We start from the raw sequence: 20964 nt of genomic DNA on the forward strand, positions 1-20964 counted from the left end.
CGGTTCGTCCGTCGGTTCCTGAGACGGCGGTTGGCGAAAGTAGTGCGCTTCGGTTACTGTATGTGCATACAGCTATCTGGAGTGCTCCCCCTTGGTCAATGTCGAACAACTGAAAAGCAGCGTAAACAGGATGTCCGCGGACGTTGTGCGTGAGGCGGTCCTGGAGCTGCGCCTGGATGGCTTGGTGACTGAAGGCAAGACGCCCTTCAATAAACTGCATTTCAACACCTGTTTCGCCGAGATCGAAGCGTTGTTCCAGCGTGCCGGCTATCACAAGCAGTTGGATGTGGTGGGTTACCAGGGTTTGCTGTACGCGCTGTACGATCCAGGTCGCTGGGAGGCGGTGGAGGTGCTGCGCTGGTTGAAGGAGTTCACCGAAGCGGCGGCAAAATCGACCTCGGTCACGGCGTAAGCAATCATCGCTGGGCTGGCCGGTGCGACTGTCAGATAATGCCGTCCTGCAAAGATGCCTAAGAGTTTTCAATGTCCGGTCCATCGTTTTCCGCCGCTCATCATCAGGCCAGTACGCTGTATCTGCCGCCCGGTTCCTGGTCGACGGTGCTGGAGTGCCTGTGTGAGCATTTCAGCGCCATCAGTCGCGAGCAGTGGCTGGACCGGATCGCCCGGGGCCGGGTATTGGACGGGGAGGGCAAGGCCATCCCTGTCGATTTGCCGTACCGTGAAGGCCTGCGCATCCACTACTTCCGTGAAGTGCCCGACGAGAAGCCGATCCCGGTGGTGGAGTCGATCCTGTACGCCGACGAGCATCTGGTGGTGGCAGACAAGCCGCATTTTCTGCCTGTCACTCCGGCGGGTGAATATGTCGAGCAAACCTTGTTGCGGCGGCTGATCCGGCGGCTGGACAATCCTCATCTGGTGCCCTTGCACCGCATCGACCGGCACACGGCCGGGCTGGTGTTGTTTTCCGCCAACCCGCACAGCCGTTCGGCGTATCAGTCGTTATTCCCGACGCGGCAGATCGAGAAACGCTACCAGGCCATTGCCCGCGCATTGCCTGGGCTGACCTTTCCCCGGGTGCATAAAAGCCGAATGATCGATGGTGAGCCGTTCTTTCGGATGCAAGAGGGGCCGGGCGAGCCCAATACCGAAACGGCCATCGAAGTGTTGGAACGCAATGGTGAGCTGTGGCGTTATGGTTTGTATCCGGTTACGGGTAAGAAGCATCAGTTGCGGGTTCACATGAATGCCCTTGGGGCGGGGATCTGCAACGATCCGTTTTATCCTGATGTGATTCGGGATGCTGAGGATGATTACTCGAATCCGCTAAAGCTGCTGGCTCAGGGGTTGCGTTTTGTTGATCCGGTTACGGGTCAGGCGCGGGTGTTCGAGAGCGATATTTCGTTGCAGTGGTAGTTTTTTTGTTCAGGGGATGGTGTGTATATCCGTTATTTAGGTAACGGCGGCTTATGGTTCCGCTCTTACAGCGGGTCACTTTTGAAGAGCCCGGAAGCCGGCCCAGTCAAAAGTAACCAAAACGCTTTTGCCCCACCACTTGGTGCCTCGCCTAGGCTCGGCATGCCCTCACTCCGGCATTGCTCCGTGGGCCCGCCGCGAAGGGCCATCCATGGCCCAGCGCGGCTATCCCGGCATCCATGCCGGGATGCCCACTCCACAATGCCTGCGTTCGGCCAGCGTGGTTTAACGGGGCCTCGAGATCAAGATCAAGATCCAAAGCAAGAGCAGAGCAAGAGCGGGGCATATGCCGGCATCTATGTGGCTGAGCCACCGCTATCGCGAGCAAGCTCGCTCCCACACTGGATCTTCAGCGAATACAAAATTCATGTGCACCTAACCCCCCTGTGGGAGCGAGCTTGCTCGCGATGACGCCGGCACTTCCAACATCACCGAAAACTGACTCACCGCCTTCGCGAGCAAGCCCGCTCCCACAGGAGAAACGCGATCCCAACCAGAACCAGGTCGGCTGTTAGGCCGCCTCGCGGTGGACGTTGATCTCGGCGCCCCGTTAACCACGCTGGCTGAACGAAGGTATTGCGCAGTGGGCAACCCGGCATGGATGCCGGGTTAGCCGCGCTGGGCCATGGATGGCCCTTCGCGGCGGCCCACGGAGCAATGCCTTCGTTCAGGCATGCCGAGCCTTAGCGAGGCACCGAGTGGTGGGGCAGAAGCGTTTTGGTTACTTTTGCGCTCTTCAAAAGTGACCCGCCGTAAGGGCGGAACCCTAAGCCGCCGTTACCGCAGCAACGGATATACACCTCAAACCAAAACCAAACCCAAGTAAAAAAAAACGGCGCCTCCCTCTTCAGGAAGCACCGTCTTTTCCAACTATCTGGCAGCAGCGTTACAGATTACAAATCCTTAACGGTACGAACCTGATCCTTGTTCACGCGAGTCTGCTTGCCATCCAGTTGCTCGAATTCGTAGAAGCCGCTTTCTTCATCGTAATGAGGGGTATCGACGGCCTGGATTTCGCGACCGTCATTCAAGGTGATCACTGTTGGCGAAGCGCACCCGGCAAGGGTGGCGAGGCCCAGAGCGAGCATGAACGTGGCGAGGGTCCGTTGTGTCATGGTGTTTCTCCGAAATGGATTCTTCAAGTTACTGACCTTCAGACGTATACATTGCGCGCAAGTTCCTGGCTAGTGTCAATCTGACACGCCTTTATGTTGGGCCAGTAACTCCGGGGTGTTCAGATTGGCCAGCCGCGGATCGTCGGCAGGGCATTGCAAGGCAACGGCGTGTAGCGCGCGCATGATCCGACCGGGGCTGCGTTCGCCTTCGCTCCAAGCTTTTTCGAAGCTCGCGGCCAGGGCCAGCGGGATGACACACAGCAGCGGTTCCCAATGCTCGCCGTGCCGCACCATCAACGGTTGGTCGGGGTACTGGCTGGCCGTTCTGCGCATGTTGTCGAGCAGGCTGGTGTCGATTTGCGGTACGTCGCACGGCAGCACCAGCACATACGGGTGCCTCGCTGCCTTGAGGCCTGCCCGGATGCCCGCCAGTGGCCCGGGAAAGTCACCTTCCTCGTCATGCACCAACTGATCGGCATACGGTGCATAACGTTGCGCATTACGGTTGCAGGAAATGATCAGGTCATCACTCATCGCGCGGGTCTGACGATGGAGATGGGCAATCAGCGGTTCGCCTTGCCACTGCACCAGGCCTTTGTCCTGGCCGCCCATGCGTTGCCCGCGCCCACCCGCCAAGAGCAGAATGGAGCAGGATGGCAGCGGCGTGTTCGAGGTCATGACGTGTCTCCGCACGGGCGAAAAAATGAAGCGCTGTGATATAACACCGGGCTGTTTTCTCCACAACTGGACGAGCCTATGAAAGCCAAGGCTGATGTACCTTTCGTGCCGCTCAATATCGCGGTGCTGACAGTCAGTGACACCCGTACTCTGGAAACCGATACGTCCGGGCAGGTCTTCGTCGATCGGCTCACGGCGGCCGGCCACAACCTGGCGGCGCGGGTCCTGCTCAAAGATGATTTGTACAAGATCCGGGCGCAAGTCGCGACCTGGATTGCCGAAGACATGGTGCAAGTGGTGCTGATCACCGGCGGCACCGGTTTCACGGGGCGTGACAGCACGCCGGAAGCCGTCACGTGTCTGCTGGACAAGCAGGTCGATGGGTTTGGCGAGTTGTTCCGGCAGATATCCGTGGCCGACATCGGCACTTCCACTGTGCAGTCCCGCGCGCTGGCGGGCCTGGCCAATGGCACGCTGGTATGTTGCCTGCCAGGGTCGACCAACGCGGTGCGTACGGGATGGGATGGGATCCTGGCTGAACAATTGGATGTGCGACATCGGCCGTGCAACTTCGTGGCTCATTTGAAACAGGCTGCTCCTTGTGAATCCCGTGGGTAAACCGGGCAAGGCGGGCGCCTTGATGGCCGTTGAGGTGGCGTTGGAGCGGCTGCTCGAGATGGCGGCGGCCACGCCGATTGTTCAGCGCGAGCATTTGCCTTTGGCCGCGGCCTCAGGGCGCGTGCTTGCCGAGGATCTGGTGTCGTCCCTTGATTTGCCGCCATGGCCCAACAGCGCCATGGACGGCTACGCCTTGCGGCTGGCGGACTGGAACGGCGAGCCGTTGGTGGTCAGCCAGCGAATTTTCGCCGGGCAGGCGCCGGAGCCGTTGGCTGTTGGTACCTGTGCGCGGATCTTCACGGGGGCGCCAGTCCCTGCCGGCGCCGATTGCGTCGAGATGCAGGAAAACGCCGTGGTTGAAAGCGACCAGCGAGTGCGGTTTACCGAGCCGATGGTCAGTGGGCAGAACATTCGTCCTCAAGGACAGGAGACCACCGTTGGCGAGCAAGTCCTTTCTGCCGGTACTCGCCTGGGGCCGATCGAGCTGGGCTTGGCGGCATCCTTGGGCTGTGCATCGCTGGACGTGGTGCGCAAGGTCCGCGTCGCCGTCCTCTCCACGGGAGATGAACTGGTCGAGCCCGGTCAGGCGTTGGGTCCTGGCCAGATCTATAACAGCAACCGCGTGCTCCTGTGTGGCTGGCTGCAACGACTGGGTTATGAGGTGGTTGACGGGGGTATCCTGCCCGACGATTTATCGGCCACCCGCGAGCGCCTGGCACAGTTGTCGGATGTCGATCTGATCCTGTCCACCGGAGGTGTGTCGGTGGGGGAGGCGGACTTCCTGGGCGTTGCCTTGCGCGAGGACGGCGAGCTGGCGCTGTGGAAACTCGCCATCAAACCGGGTAAGCCGCTGACGTTCGGACATTACCGTGGTGTGCCAGTCATAGGCCTGCCTGGAAACCCCGCTTCGACCCTCGTGACGTTCGCACTGCTGGCAAGGCCTTACCTACTGAGGCGCCAAGGCGTTCAGTCGGTAGCGCCGCTCAAGTTCAAGGTGCCGGCCGGTTTCGCCTGGCCAAAGGCGGGCAGTCGCCGGGAATACCTGCGAGGCCGCATGGAGAATGGTCGAGCGATCATCTACCGGAATCAGAGCTCGGGTGTCCTGCGCAGCGCGGCCTGGGCCGACGGGTTGGTCGAGGTGCTCGAAGGACAGACACTGGTGGAGGGCGACGAAGTGAGCTTCATTCCCTTGAGCGAAGTCCTGGGCTAGCACGCATGCCAGGTGTTCTCCGGCCCGAGTTGGACGCTCGGGCTTTTGCACGCCTCACCTTTATCGCGTGAGCAGCATCACCAACTGATCGAATCGATTGTTGGCAATCCAGCCCAGCAGACCGAGCACCACCGCCGCGGCGCCAGCCGAATAGGCCAGCCTGTGGCGGATCACCTTGACGTCGGTGCGTATTTCATCCATGTCTTTACGGATGTATTTGAGGTGGGTTTCCAGTTCAACGACGCGCGGTTCCAAATCAATTCCTCCAACGGGATTACTGCAACTTTTGCATTCGTTTCGAGTATCGGCCCGCCCGCTTCCAAAGGATGCGAGCTGCCGAGGTGACAGCTTGTATTCACGGTTATGCATGGGACGGTCCATCCCCTTGGCCATAACTGTTCGAGCGACTGATCCGGCCCCTGCGGGCCGTGACGTATCCATCCATGGGAGAATGCTTCCTTGTGTGATGAGGGTTTAAGCGATCCAGCAAAACATGAAGCCAAGGTGTCTCAATACCGCTAGAGGGTCAATTGAGCTGATTCGCCAGATCTTGTAAGAAAACTCTTCGAATCAGGGCGTGTCGATCGGGCGAGCCGTCCTGCTCTTTTAATAAATTGAGATACGCCGGGCTTTTTCGCGCGAATGAGCGGTCCCATGCCTGAACGTTCCAATGACGGAGATCACAATGAGCAAAGGCAAGGCGCTGTTGATTTTGCATGGCAAGCAAGCGCTCAACGAAGAGGTTCGCGCGGCAGTGATGCTCAAGCGCGAACAGGGCTGGGAGCTGGCGGTACGGTTGACCTGGGAAGCCGGTGATGCCCAGCGATGCGTCGATGAGGCCCTGGATGCCGGTTATACGCGACTGATCGCCGGCGGCGGTGATGGGACCTTGCGTGATATCGCCGAAGCGATCGCCCTCAAGTCCAGCGATGCCAGCCTGGTACTGCTGCCGCTGGGCACGGCCAATGATTTTGCCCGGGCGGCCGGTGTTCCGTTGGAACCCGCGCAGGCCCTGGATTTATTGGACGTTGCGCCGCAGGCCATTGATGTGGGTGAAGTTGGTGGGAAGATTTTCCTGAACATGGCCACCGGCGGTTTCGGTAGCCAGGTGACGGCCAATACCTCCGAGGACCTCAAGAAAGTCCTGGGGGGCGCCGCTTACCTGTTCACGGGCTTGTCGCGATTCAGTGAACTGAGTGCCGCCTATGGTGAGTTGCAGGGCCCCGATTTTTCCTGGCAGGGCGATTTGCTCGCGCTGGGCATCGGTAATGGCCGGCAGGCGGGGGGAGGCCATGTGCTGTGCCCGCAAGCGTTGGCTGATGATGGATTGCTGGACATCAGCATCCTGCCGGCGCCTCAGGAAGTGGTCAGTACGTTGAAGGACTTGCTGGCAGGCGGCCTGGGCATCGACAACATGTTTGTCCGCGCGCGCTTGCCATGGGTGGAGATCAAGGTCGCGCAAGGCCTGGACATCAATCTCGATGGCGAACCGTTGCAGGTCGAAACCCTGCGCTTCACTGTCCGTCCGAAGGCGCTGCGGCTGCACCTGCCGTCCGATTCGCCGCTGTTGGGCGGCGCGACGGCGCTCAGTCATCCAGGCTGATGATTTGCTCACGCACCGCGAACAGCACAAGGCCGGCCACGTCATGGATCTGCAGGCGCTTCATGACTTGCGCCCGGTGGGTTTCCACGGTCTTGACGCTCAGGTTCAGGCCATTGGCAATTTCCCGAGTGGACTTGCCACGCACGATCAACCGCAGAATTTCCAACTGGCGTGCCGTCAGGTTATGGGTCTGGGCAGGGTCCGGCTGATGTTTTTGCACGCGGGTCAGCGCCTGGTTGATCACCGTGTGGGCAATGGCCGGGCTCAGGTAGCGTTCGTCATTGCGCAGTGCTTCCAGGGCGTGTTTCAGCTCAGTGGCGGTGGTGTCCTTGAGCAGGTAGCCATGGGCGCCTGATTCCAGCGCCTGCATGATCAGCGCCGGATCCGTATGCATCGACAGGATCAGCACCTTGCTGTGGGGGCGCACCCGCTTGAGTTGTTGCAAGGCATCCAGGCCACTGGTGTCCTTCATGGAAATGTCCAGCAGCACGATGTCGGGGTTCAGTCGTTCTACCAGCTCCACCAATTGTGTGCCGTCATTGGCTTCGCCGATCACGGCATAGCCTGGAATATCCATGACCAGGGCGCGCACGCCGGCCCTGATCAGGGAGTGGTCATCTACCAGAAGCAAATTACAAATCAAAGGAGAACCTTATTCTTACTGGCTCGTTCCAGGGCGCGCGGTGCCCAGGGAAAGCGTGCTTCGATGTGCGTGCCTTTACCGGCCTCGCTCATGACCTTGAGGGTGCCGCCCAATTGTTCGACCCGCTCCAGCATGCCGGCCATACCCCGTTGACCTTCGCGAGCGGGGTGGCTGGCCGGGACAAATCCCTGGCCATCGTCGCTGATCAGCAGGGTCAGGCCGTCGGGCAGGCGTTGCAGGCGTACCAGCAGATTCGTCGCCCGGGCATGGCGCAAGATATTGGTAACCGCTTCCTGGGTGATCCGGAACACCGCGACCGACATCTCCTCCGGGATACCCGTCATGCGCTGCTGGCAATCGAGGCTCCACTTCACCGGGACGTTGGCCAGGGTCTTGAGCAGGTGCGCCCGCAGGCTGGCCTCAAGTCCGAGGCTGACCAGTTCCCTGGGATTGAGGATCGCCGATACGTCGCGGACCTTGTTGAGGGTTTCGTCCAGGGTCTCGCACAGGAGCGCGCACTGACCTTGCAATTCTTCCGGCAGCCGCCGCTTGAGCCATTCGCCTTGCAGTTTTGCCGCGGTCAGCAATTGGCCAATGTCGTCGTGCAATTCGCGGCTGAGCCGATGGCGCTCATTTTCCTGGACCTCGAGCAACCGGTCGGCCAGCTCCTGGGGCTGGAATTTGATGGATTTGCGCGACAATCGATGGTGGATCCAGACACAGCTCAAGGCCGCGACATTCAGGGCCAGCAGGCCCAGTGGCACCGTGTGGGCGTACAGATAGGTGAGCAGGCAGCCGAGAGTCGAGCAGATGCACAATAATAATGTGAAGCGACGGGCGTTTTCTCGGGAGGGAGGCCAGGTGATGAATGACTTGAGGCTGGCGTGCATAGCGGATGGAGCCAATGAATGTTCGCTGCGGGCAGGCCGGTCAGCGCATCTGACAGGCCGGGTCGGGTAAACGTTTCAGGTCGAAGGCGGCTTCGGTTGGCGGCTTTTATGACGCTTTCTTGAAGTGGCTGACGCGGGAGATAGTACCACTTCGCCTATCGTTGGTCGCGCTCGGCATGGAGCCGTGAAAGCGCTAGGGAGCAGGCGCATCGCCATCGTATCAGGCTTGTTTCTGGGGATAAGACACCAACGCCAGCGGACGCGACGCGGCCAATGCCTGGCCGGGACTCTGGCCCACCTGGAAGGCGAATGCCTCGATCAAGGACGTCTGTTCGCTGCTGTCCAGGCCCAACTGGCCAGTGGTGTGATCGACCAGTTCCAATTGCCAGGCCATCAGGGTGAAGCAATCCTTCAACGCGTCCAGGGCCTGGTCATGCAACTCCATGTGGTTTTGCGCATGGCTGAGCAAGCCATGGATATGCAGGGAAAACTCCGAAACGGCTTCCAGCGCCAGGGCATTGGCCTTGTTTGCCAGTTTCAGCAAAGTGCTGAGCATGCAGTCGATGGCGTCCTTGTCGTTGTTGATCAATTGCAGATGGCTCAGGCATTCCTCCGACTTGGCCAGCAGTGTCTCGGCCTCGATCAGAAATTCGGGAAGACGTTGATTCCAGTCCCTACGATCGTTCGGCATGCTTATCTCCACAACATCATGTCAGGCGAAAGGAAACCGCGTATGGCGAACGGCTGGATCTCAAGGTCGACCGCGGACGGACGCGCGACGATGCGCCCGTGCCGTTCAGCGAAGGTGAATTCGTAAACGATTGCACGGGTGGGATCGGCCGAAAGGCTGCAGGTCCGATGTCCTGTGGTCGCGCACAAAAGCCTGACTCCGTTCAGCAATGAGAATGGCGTCACATTAATGGCTATTGGATAACGGGAATATCAGGTTGGACCTGATTGTGCCTAGGGGAATCCCTTAGACAGGGGAACTTAGTGCGCAAACCGGAGTCGCGCAGCGGGGGAAATGGCAGATGAAATCGTGAAGCCAGTAAAGCATGATGTTAATGTGATATCAATTGCCCTCGCTGTATTTTATCCGGGGTCAAGATTCGGCTCGTGCCGCCGATATCTGTTTTATTGGATTCATCCGAACAAGCCCAGGAGTCATCGATGGCCGGCATTCTCGATACAGTAGATCAACGAACCCAACTGGTGGGTGAGAATCGCCTGGAAATTCTCATGTTTCGCCTGGCGGGTCGGCAGTTGTTCGCCATTAACGTGTTCAAGGTCCAGGAAGTCTTGCAACTGCCGAAGCTGACCTTGATGCCGCAACGTCACCCGTTCGTGTGCGGTGTGGTCAATCTGCGAGGCCAGACGCTGCCGGTGATCGACCTGTCCCAGGCCATTGGCATGCGTCCGCTGGTGCCGGGCGCCAACAGCACCATTATCGTGACCGAATACAACCGTTCGGTTCAGGCATTCCTGGTGGGCGGTGTCGACCGCATCGTCAACATGAACTGGGAAGCCATCCTGCCACCGCCGACTAGCGCCGGCCGAGAGCACTACCTGACGGCCATCAGCAAGGTGGACGATCAGTTGGTGGAAATCATCGACGTGGAAAAAGTCCTGGCAGAAATCGTGCCGTACAACGCCAAGGTCTCCCGGGAAAAACTCGAAGACCCGGTGCTGGAGCGCGCCCGTGGCCGCGAAGTACTGCTGGTGGACGACTCCAACGTTGCACTCTCGCAATTGCGCGACACCCTGGGTCAACTGGGCGTGAAAATGCACATCGCCAGCGACGGCCTGAAGGCCCTGAACATGCTCAAGGCCTGGGCCGATACCGGCGAGGTCATGACCGACAAATTGCTGATGATCTTCACCGATGCGGAAATGCCGGAAATGGACGGCTACCGCCTGACCACCGAAATCCGTAACGACCCGCGTTTGCGTGGGCTCTATGTCGTACTGCACACCTCGCTGTCCGGCAGCTTCAACGACTCGATGGTCAAGAAGGTCGGTTGCGACAACTTCCTCTCCAAATTCCAGCCGGACAAGCTGGTCGACGTGGTGCGCCAGCGCCTGATGCTCGACTGAAACCGATGGTGGTTTGCTTCAATGGCCGGCTCGTATAAGGTGGCATTTTTTTGCCACCGGGGAGTTGACCATGTTGCGGCTGAGCGCGCTGTATCGGTATCCGTTGAAGTCCGGCAAGGGCCAGCCCCTGCGGGAGATCGGCCTGGACAAGCTCGGGCTGGACGGTGATCGGCGCTGGATGCTGGTGGATGAAGGCACGGGCCGGTTCCTGACCCAGCGCGCCGTGGCGAAAATGAGCCAGCTCTCGGCGTTGTGGAACGAGGCGGGCGGCTTGACGCTCAGCGCGCTGGGCCACGGCGCCATCGACGTACCGCTGCCGGCTACCCTCGAAGAGCAGCGGCGCGGCGTGATCATCTGGCGTGACACCTTGCGTGTGCCGGACGCCGGTGACGAGGCCGCGGCCTGGGTCAGCGAATTCATCGGCAATCCCACGCGGCTGGTGCATGTGCCGGTGGAACTGGCGCGCACCACGGCCGCCGGTTATGGCAAGGATGACGACAAGGTCGCTTTTGCCGATGGTTTTCCCCTGCTGCTGATCGGCCAGGCCTCATTGCAGGACCTGTCGAGCCGGGTCGGCCGTTCGCTGGAGATGTTGCGCTTTCGTCCCAACCTGGTGGTCGAGGGCAGCGAGGCATTCGCCGAGGACGGCTGGAAGCGCATTCGTATCGGCGAGGTGGAGTTCCGGCTGGTCAAGCCCTGCTCGCGCTGCATCATGACCACGGTCGATCCGCACACCGGCGAACGCGATCCGCATCGCGAACCCTTCGCCACGTTGCAGCAATACCGTTCGACACCGGACGGTGCGGTGTTCGGCCAGAACCTGGTCAACGACAGCAACGGCCGGCTTGAAGTCGGCATGCCGGTTGAAGTGCTCGAATAAAAAGAGCCGTGAATAAAAATGCCCGTGTCATTGGACACGGGCATTTTTGTTTGTCACGTCACAGCTTTTCTAGCTTTTGTGGCGAGGGGATAAATCCCCTCGCCACAAAATCAGCCAAGCTCCCTCGCCACAGAGGTAACCGTGCCCCGGGAGGGAGCCAGTTCTGGTGATGTGTCGAATCAGCCGCGGTATTCACACAGGTAGGCGGTGTCGACGGCCACTTTGAGTTGGAACTTGCTGTTGGCCGGTACATTGAACTGGCTGCCGGCCGCGAAGGTTTCCCAGTCGGTGCTGTCGGGCAGCTTCACGGTCAGGGCGCCGGAGACGACATGCATGATCTCCCGTTGGGCCGTGCCGAACTCATATTCGCCCGGTGCCATGACGCCGATGGTCGCGGGGCCTTCGGCAGTGCCAAAAGCGATCGACTTGACGGTGCCATCGAAGTACTCGTTGACTTTAAACATGGGCGATTCCTCGAAAAAGGGGCTGAAAAAGGCCGGTCAGTATGCACAAGGCCGCAACATTCGTCATCTGCCGCGCCGGGCGGTGGACGCCGCTCAACCCGGAAGCACCAGGGGCAACAACCGCGCGGTATTGCGGGCATCTTCCAGGGCACGGTGCTGTTGCCCGCAAAATTGCAGGCCAGCCAGTTGCAGCGCGCCATTGAGCCCCAGCGGTCGTTCCAGCCGACGGGCCTTGGCGAAGCGTTGCTTGAGGTTCATGTGCGGCACCTGGCCAAGGACACTGTGTAACTGCTGGCGCTGCCATTCCTGAAGCAGTTGCTTGCGGTCGTAGTCGCCCCAACTGACCCAGCTTTCCAGCTTCGGATGATACGGCGCCAGCCAGCGCTCGAACGCCGGCCAGACCTCGGTCAAGGGCGCGGCACCGTCGATATTGGCCTGGGTGATGTGAGTCAGTTCGCGACAGAAAGGCGTGAGCAACGGTCGCCTCAGGGGCCGTACGAAGCGCTGGAAATGATCCACTTCGCGGCCGTCTCGATTCACCAGCGTGGCGCCGATTTCGATAATTTCCATTTCGGTTACCGGCCAGCCACCTTCATCGGTGGTGGCCTCCAGATCAATCACCAGCCAGTGAGGCATCGCAGGGTTCCCGGTGTCGGCGTGCTGATGGGTTTGAGCGTAGTCAAAGCCTGCGCATCCGACTAGTGGCCTGTTTCGACGCGCAACAAAACCTGGCGGTTTTTCACTTGGTCACCCCGCGTGACCTGCAATTGTCTGACTACGCCGTCGATGCCTGCCTTGAGTGGATGCTCCATTTTCATCGCTTCGAGCACCATCAGCAGTTGGCCTTGGCGCACCGGGCTGCCTTCGCTGACCAGCACCTCGACGATGGCACCGTCCATGGGTGCCAGGAGCGTACCGTCACTGGCACTGGCCTTGCTGGCGACGGGGGCCAGGGTCCGGTCTTGCAGGTGCAGGCCGCCGTGGCGGGTGGACAGCCAGAGATCGTGACCATCGAGGCGCCAGGCATGGCGCTGGCGAATCCCGTCGATGACCAGCGTTGCGCCCTGCGCGTCAACGTCGAGCAGCTTCAGTTCGATCGAGCGTCCGGCATTGTCGATGTTGAGCGTCCCGTCGGTTCCGGCGGCGAGGCTCAGCGTCCAGTCATGTTCCCCGACGCCGATCCGATAATGCAGCGCCGTGCCGATGCTGTTGCGCCATCCGCCCAGGCCGGGTGCATGCCGTACCTGCGAAGCCTGATAAAACGCCGCCGTGGCGATGGCCAGTTGTTCGGCCGAGGGCTCAAGGGGCAAAAGCGCCGCATGATTGGCAAAATACTGCCCGATGAAGCCGGTGCCGAAGTCGCCGTCGATGAACCGCGGATGCGCCAGCAAGCCGGCGAGCAAGCGCTGGTTGCTCTGGACGCCAAGTAGCACGCAATCCTCCACCGCTCGCAACAATTTGCGTCGGGCTTCTTCGCGGGTGGCGCCGTGGACGATGAGTTTGCCCAGCATCGAATCGTAGAACGGGGTGATGGCCTGGCCCTCCAGCAGACCATGGTCGACTCGCACACCGTCGCGGATGGGGGGCTCCCAGCCAACCAATCGCCCGGTCTGGGGCAGAAAATCCGCCGCCGGGTCCTCGGCGTACAACCGCACTTGCAGGGCATGGCCGCTGAGCGTCACCTGGTCCTGGCGCAGGGGCAGTGGCTTGCCGGCGGCGACGTCCAATTGCCAGGCCACCAGATCCAGGCCGGCGATCAACTCGGTGACCGGGTGTTCGACCTGCAGGCGCGTGTTCATCTCCAGGAAGTAAAAGCGGCCATCCGCCGCGAGCAGGAACTCCACGGTCCCGGCACCGATGTAATTCACTGCACGCCCGGCCTTGAGTGCCGCCTCGCCCATGGCCTGGCGCAGGTCGGCGGTCATGATCGGGCAGGGCGCTTCCTCGATGATTTTCTGGTGGCGTCGCTGGATCGAGCAGTCCCGTTCGCCCAGGTGGATCAATTGACCGTGGTGGTCGCCGAAGACCTGCACTTCCACATGCCGCGGATCGATCAAGGCCTGTTCGAGGATCAACTCGTCGCTGCCGAAGCCGTGCAAAGCTTCCGAGCGTGCGTTGCGCAGTTGCTCCAGCAGGTCCTCGGCGCGCTGGACCAGGCGCATGCCGCGGCCGCCACCACCGGCGCTGGCCTTGATCATCAGCGGGTAGCCGATGCGCCCGGCTTCGCGTTGCAGTGTGTCGTCGTCCTGGGCAGCGCCCTGGTAACCGGCGATGCAGGGAACGCCGGCCTGGATCATGGCGATTTTTGCGCGGCGCTTGCTGCCCATCAGGTCGATGGCTTCGGGGCTGGGGCCGATGAAAACGATATCGGCGTCTGCGCAGGCTTGAGCGAACCCGGCATTTTCCGAAAGAAAGCCGTAGCCGGGGTGAATCGCATCGGCGCCGCTGCGCCGGGCCGCCTCGAGAATGGCCGAGGCGTCGAGGTAGGAATGCTGTACCGGGGCTGGGCCGATCGGCACGGCTTCATCGGCCATGCGCACATGCAGCGCATCGGCGTCGGCCTCGCTGAATACCGCCACGGTGCGATAGCCCAGGGCCTGGGCGGTGCGCTGGATGCGACAGGCGATTTCGCCACGGTTGGCGATGAGGATTTTGCTGAAGGCGAGCATGGGGTTATTCCTGGCGTTTTGCGGTGTTTGTTAGGGCCTCATCGCGAGCAAGCTCGCTCCCACAGTCGGACTGTGGTGAATACAAGACTTGGCTTCACCCATGAACCCTGTGGGAGCGAGCTTGCTCGCGATGGCGGCCGGTCATGCACACCGCTCACTTTTTCTTCCCCGGCAAAATGCCCATGAGCTTGCAGATGATGCCCAACATGATCTCGTCCGCGCCGGCACCAATGGACACTAGTCGTACGTCGCGATAGGCCCGGGCGACCGGGTTGTCCCACATGAAGCCCATGCCGCCCCAGTATTGCAGGCAACTGTCGGTGGTTTCCCGGGCCAGGCGCCCGGCCTTGAGCTTGGCCATCGACGCCAGTCGCGTGACGTCCTGGCCGTTGATGTACTGCTCGGTGGCCTGATAGACCAGCGCCCGCAGGCATTCGATTTCGCTGGCCAGTTCCGCCAGGCGGAAGTGGATCACCTGGTTGTCGATCAGGGCCGTGTCGAAGGTCTTGCGCGCCTTGCAGTACTCGATGGTGCTGTCGATGCAATGCTCCAGGCCCTTGAGCATGTTGGCCGCGCCGAACAGGCGTTCTTCCTGGAATTGCAGCATCTGCATCATGAACCCGGCGCCTTCCTGGCCGATGCGATTGCGTTGGGGCACCCGCACGTCGTCGAAAAACACCTGGGCGGTTTCCGAGCTGCGCATGCCGAGTTTGTCCAGGTGCTGGCCGAGGCTGATGCCGGGGCTGCGCATCGGCACCATGATCAGCGATTTGTTGACGTGGGGCTTGTCGTCCGAGGTGTTCGCCAACAGGCAAATGAAATCGGCGCTCGGCGCATTGGTGATCCACATCTTGCTGCCGTTGATGACGTAGTCGTCGCCGTCCTTGCGCGCCGTGGTCTTGAGCCCGGCGACGTCGGAGCCGGCGCCGACTTCCGAGACGCCGATGCAGCCCACCTGTTCGCCGCGTATGGCCGGGCGCAGGAACGCTTCGCGCAGTTCATCGGAGCCGAAACGGGCCAGGGCCGGGGTGCACATGTCGGTCTGCACGCCAATGGACATCGGCACACCGCCGCAATGAATGGTGCCGAATTCCTCGGCCGCGACGATCGAATAGCTGTAGTCCAGGCCCATGCCGCCGAAGGCCTGCGGTTTGGAAATGCCCAGCAGGCCCAGCTCGCCGGCCTTGCAGAAAATCTCGTGGATGGGGAAACGCCCAGCCCTCTCCCATTCGTCGACGTAAGGGTTGATGTCGTGCTCGACAAACTGGCGAACGGTGCGCCGCAGTGCTTCGTGTTCCTGGGTGAAGATCATTTTTATTGTTCTCCTGTGAGCCGTGGAGCGTCCTCAGAAACGGGCCACGCCGAAGCTGTTGGCTTGCAAGGGTCGTTGTTCGGCCTCGTGACAGATGTCCAGCAGGTAGCCCAGCAGTGTGCGGGTGTCACGCGGGTCAATGAGCCCGTCGTCCCACAGGCTGGCGCTGCAGTAGAGGGCAGTGGATTGGCTGTCGAGTTTCTGCGCGGTGGTTTGCTCGAGCAGGTCCAGCATCTTCGGGTCGGGGCTCAGGCCATTCTTGAGCTGCGTGGCCTCGGTGACGATCCGCAGGACCTTGCCGGCCTGGGCGCCGCCCATCACGGCGGTGTGGCTGTTGGGCCAGGCGAAGATGAAGCGTGGGTCAAGCCCGCGGCCGCACATGGCGTAGTTGCCGGCGCCATAGGAGCCGCCCACCACGACGGTCAGCTTGGGCACCCGGGCATTGGCCACCGCCTGGATCATCTTGGCGCCGTGCTTGATTACCCCTTGTCGTTCCGACTCCGTGCCGACCATGAACCCGGTGGTGTTGTGCAAGAACAGCAACGGCGTGCGGCTCTGGTCGCACAACTGGATGAACTGCGCGGCCTTGCTGGCGCCTTGGGGCGTGATCGGCCCATTGTTGCCGATCAGGCCACAGGCATGGCCGCGAATGTGCAGGTGGCCGCAAATCGTTTGGGCGTCGAATTCGCTTTTGAAGGCCAGGAAGTTCGAGCCGTCGGCGATGCGGGCGATGATTTCCCCCACGTCATAGGGTTTCTTCGGGTCGTCGGGCACCAGTCCCAATAATTCGTCGGCGGGGTAGAGCGGCTCCGTCCAGGTCCGTTCGGGCTGTGGCGGCCGTTGCGCGTTCCAGGGCAGTAGGCCGAGGATTTCCCGAGCCAGGCGTATGCCATCGGCGTCGTTCTCGGCCAGGTACTCGGCGGTACCGGCCACCTGTGCGTGCATCAGTGCACCGCCCAGTTCCTCTTCGCTGGCCACCTCGCCGGTCGCGGCCTTGAGCAACGGCGGCCCGGCCAGAAACAGCCGCGCCTTGTCACGCACCACCACCACGTAATCCGACAAACCCGGCTGATAAGCACCGCCGGCCGTGGCCGAGCCATGCACCACGGTGATCTGCGGCAGGCCCATGGCCGACATACGTGCCTGATTGGCGAAGCAGCGCGCGCCTTCGACGAAGATCTGCGCAGCGTAATTGAGATTGGCGCCGCCACTTTCGGCGAGGGTGATGACCGGCAGTTTGTTTTCCATGGCGATCTGTTGCAGGCGCAGGGTCTTGTGCAAACCGCTGGGGGCAATCGTGCCGCCCTTGATCGCGCTGTTGTTGACCACCACCAGTACCCGCACCCCGGACACGTAGCCGATCCCGGCGATCAGGCCACCGCCGGCCTGGCTACCGTCCTTGTCGTCATGGAGTTTGTAGCCGGCCAGGCTCGCCAGCTCGAGAAACGGCGCGCCGGGGTCCAGCAGCAGGTTCAGGCGCTGGCGCGGCAACAGTTGGCCACGCTGGTCGAACTTGCCCTGGGCCTGGGCGGCTTTCTCCACCACGGCCCGTTCGAGCTGGCGCAACTGTTCGACGCCGGCCAGCATCCCCGCGTGGTTGCGCGCGAAGTCAGCGCTGTGGGGATCCAGGTGCGATTCGATGACCGGCATGCAGACTCCTCGTGTTGGAACGGATTAGCCGACCCCCTGTGGCGAGGGAGCTTGCTCCCGCTCGATTGCGCAGCAATCGCAAAAAGCCGGGGTCGCTGCGCAACCCAGCGGGAGCAAGCTCCCTCGCCACACGTGCCGCTGATCGTTTACTTGCCATGGCGACCATCCCTTAGTTGACCCGGTCGGCAATGTGCTGCGGCACCGGTATCTGAATCTCCAGCAACTGCTGGGCGAATGCCTTGCCCTGGGGGTCGATGCGCAGGCTCGCGACGCCGCCGCCGCCGAGGGCGTTTTCCAGCAGGAAATTCAAACTGTGGGTGCCCGGCAGGTACCAGCGTTCGACTCGGCCCAACAGCGGGTCGAGCACGTGGCTCATCCAGTCGACCATCACCTCCGGCGTCAGCGCCTCGGCGATCCAGGGCAGGTACTCGGGTTCCCGGGCGATCACGCCAATGTTGCTGTGGTTGCCCTTGTCCCCGGAGCGCGCCACCGCCAGTTTGATCAGCGGTACGCTGGCGTCGGCCTGGCCCTGGGGTTTGGGCGGGGTTGGGGCAACCGGCAGATCGACGGTGTGCAGCGGTTCGGCAGCGGGCAGGGGGCAAGGGTGGCGCTGGCCGTCGAGTTCGAGGTCGAGCCGGCAGGTGGTTTTGTCGATCAGGAACGAGAACAGGCGAATCAACGGCGACACCGTTGGCCGGCCACCGACCAGGCCGGTCAGTCCTGGCGCCATGCCGGTTGCGGCCTGGGCGATTTCCCTGGAAAACAGTACCAGGGGCTGTTTGTCCGGGTGCCGTACCGCCAGCTTGATCACCACCTCACGGCTGTCCCGGCGTTGGCCGTGCTGGCCGTAAGTGGCTTCGCTGCCCAGCAGTTCGATGTTCACTTCGCTGTAGGGCGCCCAGCCACGTTGGTCCAATAGCTGCGAGGTCTTGGCGACGATCGCCTGGCTGACCCGCTCCGCCTTGGCCACTGCATCGATGCCGGCGATCAGGCAAGTGGCGGTGCAACGCCAGCCGTCCAACCAGGTGGCGCAGACCTTGTACCGATCGCTGGGCGGCAGGCCCCTGGCCCCATGGACGCGCACGGCGTGCTTGCCCTGCTGGATCAACCTGACCTGGCTGAAATCGCAGATCACGTCGGGCAACAGATAACCTTGCGGGTCGCCAATTTCGTAGAGCAACTGTTCGCCGACGGACAACGGCGTGACCAGCCCACCGCTGCCTTCTGTCTTGGTGACAATGAATGGGCCGTCGGCGCTGACTTCGACAATGGGAAAGCCGATGTGCTCGTAGTCCGGCACGTCCTGCCAGTCGGTGAAATTGCCACCCGTGCACTGGGCGCCGCACTCGATGAGATGCCCCGCGAGCGCGGCCTGGGCCAATCGGTCGTAATCGTCCCAGGCCCAGCCGAACTCATGCACCAGGGCGGCGCTGACCACGGCGCTGTCCACCACGCGGCCAGTGATCACCACATCGGCACCCAGGCGCAGCGCCTCGACGATGCCGGGCGCGCCGAGATAGGCGTTGATGGACACGCACGCGGGAGGCAAGGGCTCGCCGCTGAACATCTCGCGGATATCCTGGGTGGCGAGCCGTGCGCCTTGCGGTTGCAGGTCATCGCCCAGCAGCACGGCGATCTTCAGCGGTACACCGGCCTGATCGCAGGCCGCTTGCAAGGCCTTCGCGCAGGCCTGGGGATTGACCCCGCCGGCATTGCTGATGACGCGGATCCCGTCGTCATGCAAACGCTGGAGCAGCGGGGTGAGGACCTCGATGAAATCCGTGGCATAGCCGCTCGAAGGGTCCTTCAGGCGCGCGCCGGCCATGATCGACATCGTGACTTCGGCCAGATAATCGAACACCAGGTAATCCAGCGCCCCGCCCTCGACCAGTTGCGCCGCTGCGGTGCAGGTATCGCCCCAAAAGGCGCTGGCGCAACCGATACGGATCGTTTTTGGCATGGCGTTCCCTCCGGCAAAGGTGGTTCGAGACTACCAAGCAAGCGCTTGGTTTGTAAACGGCCGCCGGTTCTTCTGGCCGAGCGCTTGCTTGGTTGCTTCGCTCGGCTTAAATTGCCCGCGCCACCGATGGTTTGGTGTGCAGTGGCGGCGCGTTGGTTGATCGACTGTAGGAGAGAATGGGTGGACGAGCAAAAAGCCCTGGGCGTGATGCGTGAGCTGGTCGACAACGGGCAACTGACCGACCCGGACAGTGCGCGCGGCAAACTGCTCCAGACCGCCGCCCACCTGTTTCGCAACAAAGGCTTCGAGCGCACCACGGTACGCGACCTGGCCAGCGCCGTGGGCATCCAGTCGGGCAGCATCTTTCACCATTTCAAGAGCAAGGACGACATTCTGCGGGCGGTGATGGAAGAAACCATCCGCTACAACACCGCGTTGATGCGCGCCGCCCTGGCCGAGGCCGACAGCGTGCGCGACCGGGTGCTGGCGCTGATTCGCTGCGAATTGCAGTCGATCATGGGCGGTACTGGCGAGGCCATGGCGGTGCTGGTCTATGAATGGCGTTCGCTCTCGCAGGACGGACAGCGGCACGTGCTGGCCCTTCGGGACATTTATGAAGACTTGTGGCTCGAGGTCTTGGGCCAGGCCAGGGAGGCCGGGTATATTCGCGGGGACGTGTCCATTACCCGGCGGTTCCTCACGGGTGCGTTGTCCTGGACCACCACCTGGTTTCGCGCCGAAGGCAGCCTGAGCCTCGATGAACTGGCCGAGCAGGCCCTGATCCTGGTGCTTGAAGAACAATAATAATCGAGCGGTGCTTTAAATGGCCGCATGGCTGGCTAAGCGGCTGAAACCGCCTAGCTTGATTGTAGTGATGGGGACTTTTGGGGAGTGGGTGATCTTGACGTTTTCGCCGATGGGGATGACCTCCCGTGTACTGCTGGCCACTCTGGCCGTTTTCCTGGCGTTGCCGATCGAGGCGGCGCAACTGGTGCGGATCGGCGCGGCACATTTTCCGCCCTATACCGTTCGTCCCGAGAACGGTGCCGACACCGGCCTGCTACCGCAAATGGTGGAAGCCTTGAACCAGTCGCAAAGCGACTATCAGTTCGTCCTGGTACCGACGTCGATCCCGCGCCGGTTCAATGATTTCAAGCAGGGTCGGGTCGATATGGCGATTTTCGAGAACCCCGAATGGGGTTGGCAGGAGGTGCCGCACACTGCGGTGGATATGGGCCTGGAAGATGCGGAAGTCTTCGTCGCTCAGCGCCAGCCGGAGCGACAGCAAAGTTATTTCGCCGATCTCAGGGGCAAGCGCCTGGCGCTGTTCAGCGGTTATCACTACGCCTTTGCCGAATTCAACGCCGACCCCAAGTTCCTCGCCGGCCAATACAACGCCACACTGACGTATTCCCACGACAGCAATCTGCTGATGGTTTTGCGCGGGCGGGCGGATATCGCCCTGGTGACCCGTTCGTACCTTAACGATTACGTGTTGCGCAATCCCGAAGTCGGCCCGCAATTGCTGGTGTCAGAACGCATCGATCAGGTTTACCACCATTACGCGCTGATCCGGCCGCAAGCTCCCATCTCCGGTGAAGCGTTTGCCCAGTTGCTGCAAATGCTGCGGGAAAACGGTCAACTGCTGAAGATTTTCCAGCCCTACCAGATCCAGCTGGTGCCCGCGCATTCCCATTGAAGGCGACACTAAATTTCCCGCCCCGGCTCACGTCACACGTTGACT

Annotated in this window: 21 protein-coding genes; 9 read left to right on the plus strand and 12 right to left on the minus strand. The window is 61.5% G+C overall.

The genetic code is table 11. The features are described 5' to 3' along the window. Positions 1 to 91 precede the first annotated feature (91 nt). Both AC515T_RS08940 and AC515T_RS08945 read left to right on the plus strand, forming a co-directional pair. A complete protein-coding gene (locus AC515T_RS08940; protein ID WP_003199451.1) occupies positions 92 to 412 on the plus strand; it encodes a hypothetical protein in 321 nt (106 codons plus the stop codon). 71 nt (positions 413 to 483) lie between these two features. Further along, positions 484 to 1374, plus strand: a complete 891-nt coding sequence (locus AC515T_RS08945; protein WP_496532185.1) for a pseudouridine synthase — start codon at positions 484 to 486, stop codon at positions 1372 to 1374. A 953-nt stretch (positions 1375 to 2327) separates the two neighbouring features. Here AC515T_RS08945 and AC515T_RS08950 read toward each other — a convergent pair. Together AC515T_RS08950 and mobA are read right to left on the minus strand one after the other, a co-directional pair. Continuing rightward, a complete protein-coding gene (locus AC515T_RS08950; protein WP_003199454.1) occupies positions 2328 to 2549 on the minus strand; it encodes a YgdI/YgdR family lipoprotein in 222 nt (73 codons plus the stop codon). A gap of 75 nt (positions 2550 to 2624) precedes the next feature. Next, positions 2625 to 3227, minus strand: coding sequence for a molybdenum cofactor guanylyltransferase MobA (gene mobA, locus AC515T_RS08955; RefSeq protein ID WP_496532186.1), 603 nt, complete (start codon positions 3225 to 3227; stop codon positions 2625 to 2627). Between the two features lie 78 nt (positions 3228 to 3305). Here mobA and moaB point away from each other — a divergent pair, with 78 nt between their 5' ends. Both moaB and AC515T_RS08965 read left to right on the plus strand, forming a co-directional pair. Further along, positions 3306 to 3845, plus strand: a complete 540-nt coding sequence (gene moaB, locus AC515T_RS08960) for a molybdenum cofactor biosynthesis protein B (RefSeq protein ID WP_092441221.1) — start codon at positions 3306 to 3308, stop codon at positions 3843 to 3845. Between the two features lie 22 nt (positions 3846 to 3867). After that, positions 3868 to 5055 carry a molybdopterin molybdotransferase MoeA gene (locus tag AC515T_RS08965; RefSeq protein ID WP_496533095.1) on the plus strand — a complete coding sequence of 396 codons (1188 nt, stop codon included), beginning with the start codon at positions 3868 to 3870 and terminating at the stop codon, positions 5053 to 5055. A 60-nt stretch (positions 5056 to 5115) separates the two neighbouring features. On the opposite strand, the gene AC515T_RS08970 is transcribed toward AC515T_RS08965, so the two are convergent. Continuing rightward, positions 5116 to 5424 carry a hypothetical protein gene (locus tag AC515T_RS08970; RefSeq protein WP_256326538.1) on the minus strand — a complete coding sequence of 103 codons (309 nt, stop codon included), beginning with the start codon at positions 5422 to 5424 and terminating at the stop codon, positions 5116 to 5118. Between the two features lie 316 nt (positions 5425 to 5740). On the opposite strand from AC515T_RS08970, the gene yegS reads away from it, so the two are divergent. Then, the gene (yegS, locus tag AC515T_RS08975; protein WP_496532187.1) at positions 5741 to 6658 is read left to right on the plus strand and encodes a lipid kinase YegS; all 918 of its coding nucleotides are present in this window, start codon (positions 5741 to 5743) and stop codon (positions 6656 to 6658) included. Here the strand turns inward: yegS and AC515T_RS08980 are convergent. The 3 genes from AC515T_RS08980 to AC515T_RS08990 all read right to left on the minus strand — a co-directional run bounded on the left by AC515T_RS08980 (position 6642) and on the right by AC515T_RS08990 (position 8882). After that, on the minus strand, positions 6642 to 7301 hold the full coding sequence (locus AC515T_RS08980; RefSeq protein WP_496532188.1) for a response regulator: 660 nt from the start codon (positions 7299 to 7301) through the stop codon (positions 6642 to 6644). The genes yegS and AC515T_RS08980 overlap by 17 nt on opposite strands. Beyond that, a complete protein-coding gene (locus tag AC515T_RS08985; RefSeq protein ID WP_496533096.1) occupies positions 7298 to 8191 on the minus strand; it encodes a sensor histidine kinase in 894 nt (297 codons plus the stop codon). The genes AC515T_RS08980 and AC515T_RS08985 overlap by 4 nt, the downstream gene beginning before the upstream one ends. Before the next feature lie 220 nt (positions 8192 to 8411). Continuing rightward, a complete protein-coding gene (locus tag AC515T_RS08990; RefSeq protein WP_496532189.1) occupies positions 8412 to 8882 on the minus strand; it encodes a hypothetical protein in 471 nt (156 codons plus the stop codon). 479 nt (positions 8883 to 9361) lie between these two features. On the opposite strand from AC515T_RS08990, the gene AC515T_RS08995 reads away from it, so the two are divergent. After that, positions 9362 to 10285 (plus strand): chemotaxis protein CheV, encoded by a 924-nt coding sequence (locus AC515T_RS08995; RefSeq protein WP_283556435.1) that lies wholly within the window; start codon positions 9362 to 9364, stop codon positions 10283 to 10285. A 70-nt stretch (positions 10286 to 10355) separates the two neighbouring features. After that, positions 10356 to 11165: an MOSC domain-containing protein gene (locus AC515T_RS09000; RefSeq protein ID WP_496532190.1), complete on the plus strand. Its 810-nt coding sequence runs from the start codon at positions 10356 to 10358 to the stop codon at positions 11163 to 11165. Positions 11166 to 11344: 179 nt separating this feature from the next. On the opposite strand, the gene ppnP is transcribed toward AC515T_RS09000, so the two are convergent. The 6 genes from ppnP to AC515T_RS09030 all read right to left on the minus strand — a co-directional run bounded on the left by ppnP (position 11345) and on the right by AC515T_RS09030 (position 19220). Further along, positions 11345 to 11629, minus strand: coding sequence for a pyrimidine/purine nucleoside phosphorylase (gene ppnP, locus AC515T_RS09005; protein ID WP_003183665.1), 285 nt, complete (start codon positions 11627 to 11629; stop codon positions 11345 to 11347). 93 nt (positions 11630 to 11722) lie between these two features. Further along, positions 11723 to 12265 carry a 3'-5' exonuclease gene (locus AC515T_RS09010; protein WP_496532191.1) on the minus strand — a complete coding sequence of 181 codons (543 nt, stop codon included), beginning with the start codon at positions 12263 to 12265 and terminating at the stop codon, positions 11723 to 11725. A gap of 62 nt (positions 12266 to 12327) precedes the next feature. Further along, positions 12328 to 14298 (minus strand): acetyl/propionyl/methylcrotonyl-CoA carboxylase subunit alpha, encoded by a 1971-nt coding sequence (locus tag AC515T_RS09015; RefSeq protein ID WP_496532192.1) that lies wholly within the window; start codon positions 14296 to 14298, stop codon positions 12328 to 12330. 154 nt (positions 14299 to 14452) lie between these two features. Next, a complete protein-coding gene (atuD, locus tag AC515T_RS09020) occupies positions 14453 to 15610 on the minus strand; it encodes a citronellyl-CoA dehydrogenase (protein ID WP_496532193.1) in 1158 nt (385 codons plus the stop codon). A gap of 33 nt (positions 15611 to 15643) precedes the next feature. Then, positions 15644 to 17260, minus strand: coding sequence for a geranyl-CoA carboxylase subunit beta (gene atuC, locus AC515T_RS09025; protein WP_496532194.1), 1617 nt, complete (start codon positions 17258 to 17260; stop codon positions 15644 to 15646). Positions 17261 to 17429: 169 nt separating this feature from the next. Beyond that, positions 17430 to 19220 (minus strand): acyclic terpene utilization AtuA family protein, encoded by a 1791-nt coding sequence (locus AC515T_RS09030; protein ID WP_496532195.1) that lies wholly within the window; start codon positions 19218 to 19220, stop codon positions 17430 to 17432. Between the two features lie 180 nt (positions 19221 to 19400). Here AC515T_RS09030 and AC515T_RS09035 point away from each other — a divergent pair, with 180 nt between their 5' ends. After that, positions 19401 to 20024 carry a TetR/AcrR family transcriptional regulator gene (locus AC515T_RS09035; RefSeq protein WP_496532196.1) on the plus strand — a complete coding sequence of 208 codons (624 nt, stop codon included), beginning with the start codon at positions 19401 to 19403 and terminating at the stop codon, positions 20022 to 20024. Between the two features lie 118 nt (positions 20025 to 20142). Continuing rightward, positions 20143 to 20919 (plus strand): substrate-binding periplasmic protein, encoded by a 777-nt coding sequence (locus AC515T_RS09040; RefSeq protein ID WP_496533097.1) that lies wholly within the window; start codon positions 20143 to 20145, stop codon positions 20917 to 20919. Positions 20920 to 20964: the final 45 nt, after the last annotated feature.

The sequence above is a fragment of the Pseudomonas sp. FSO-7 genome, assembly GCF_059579345.1.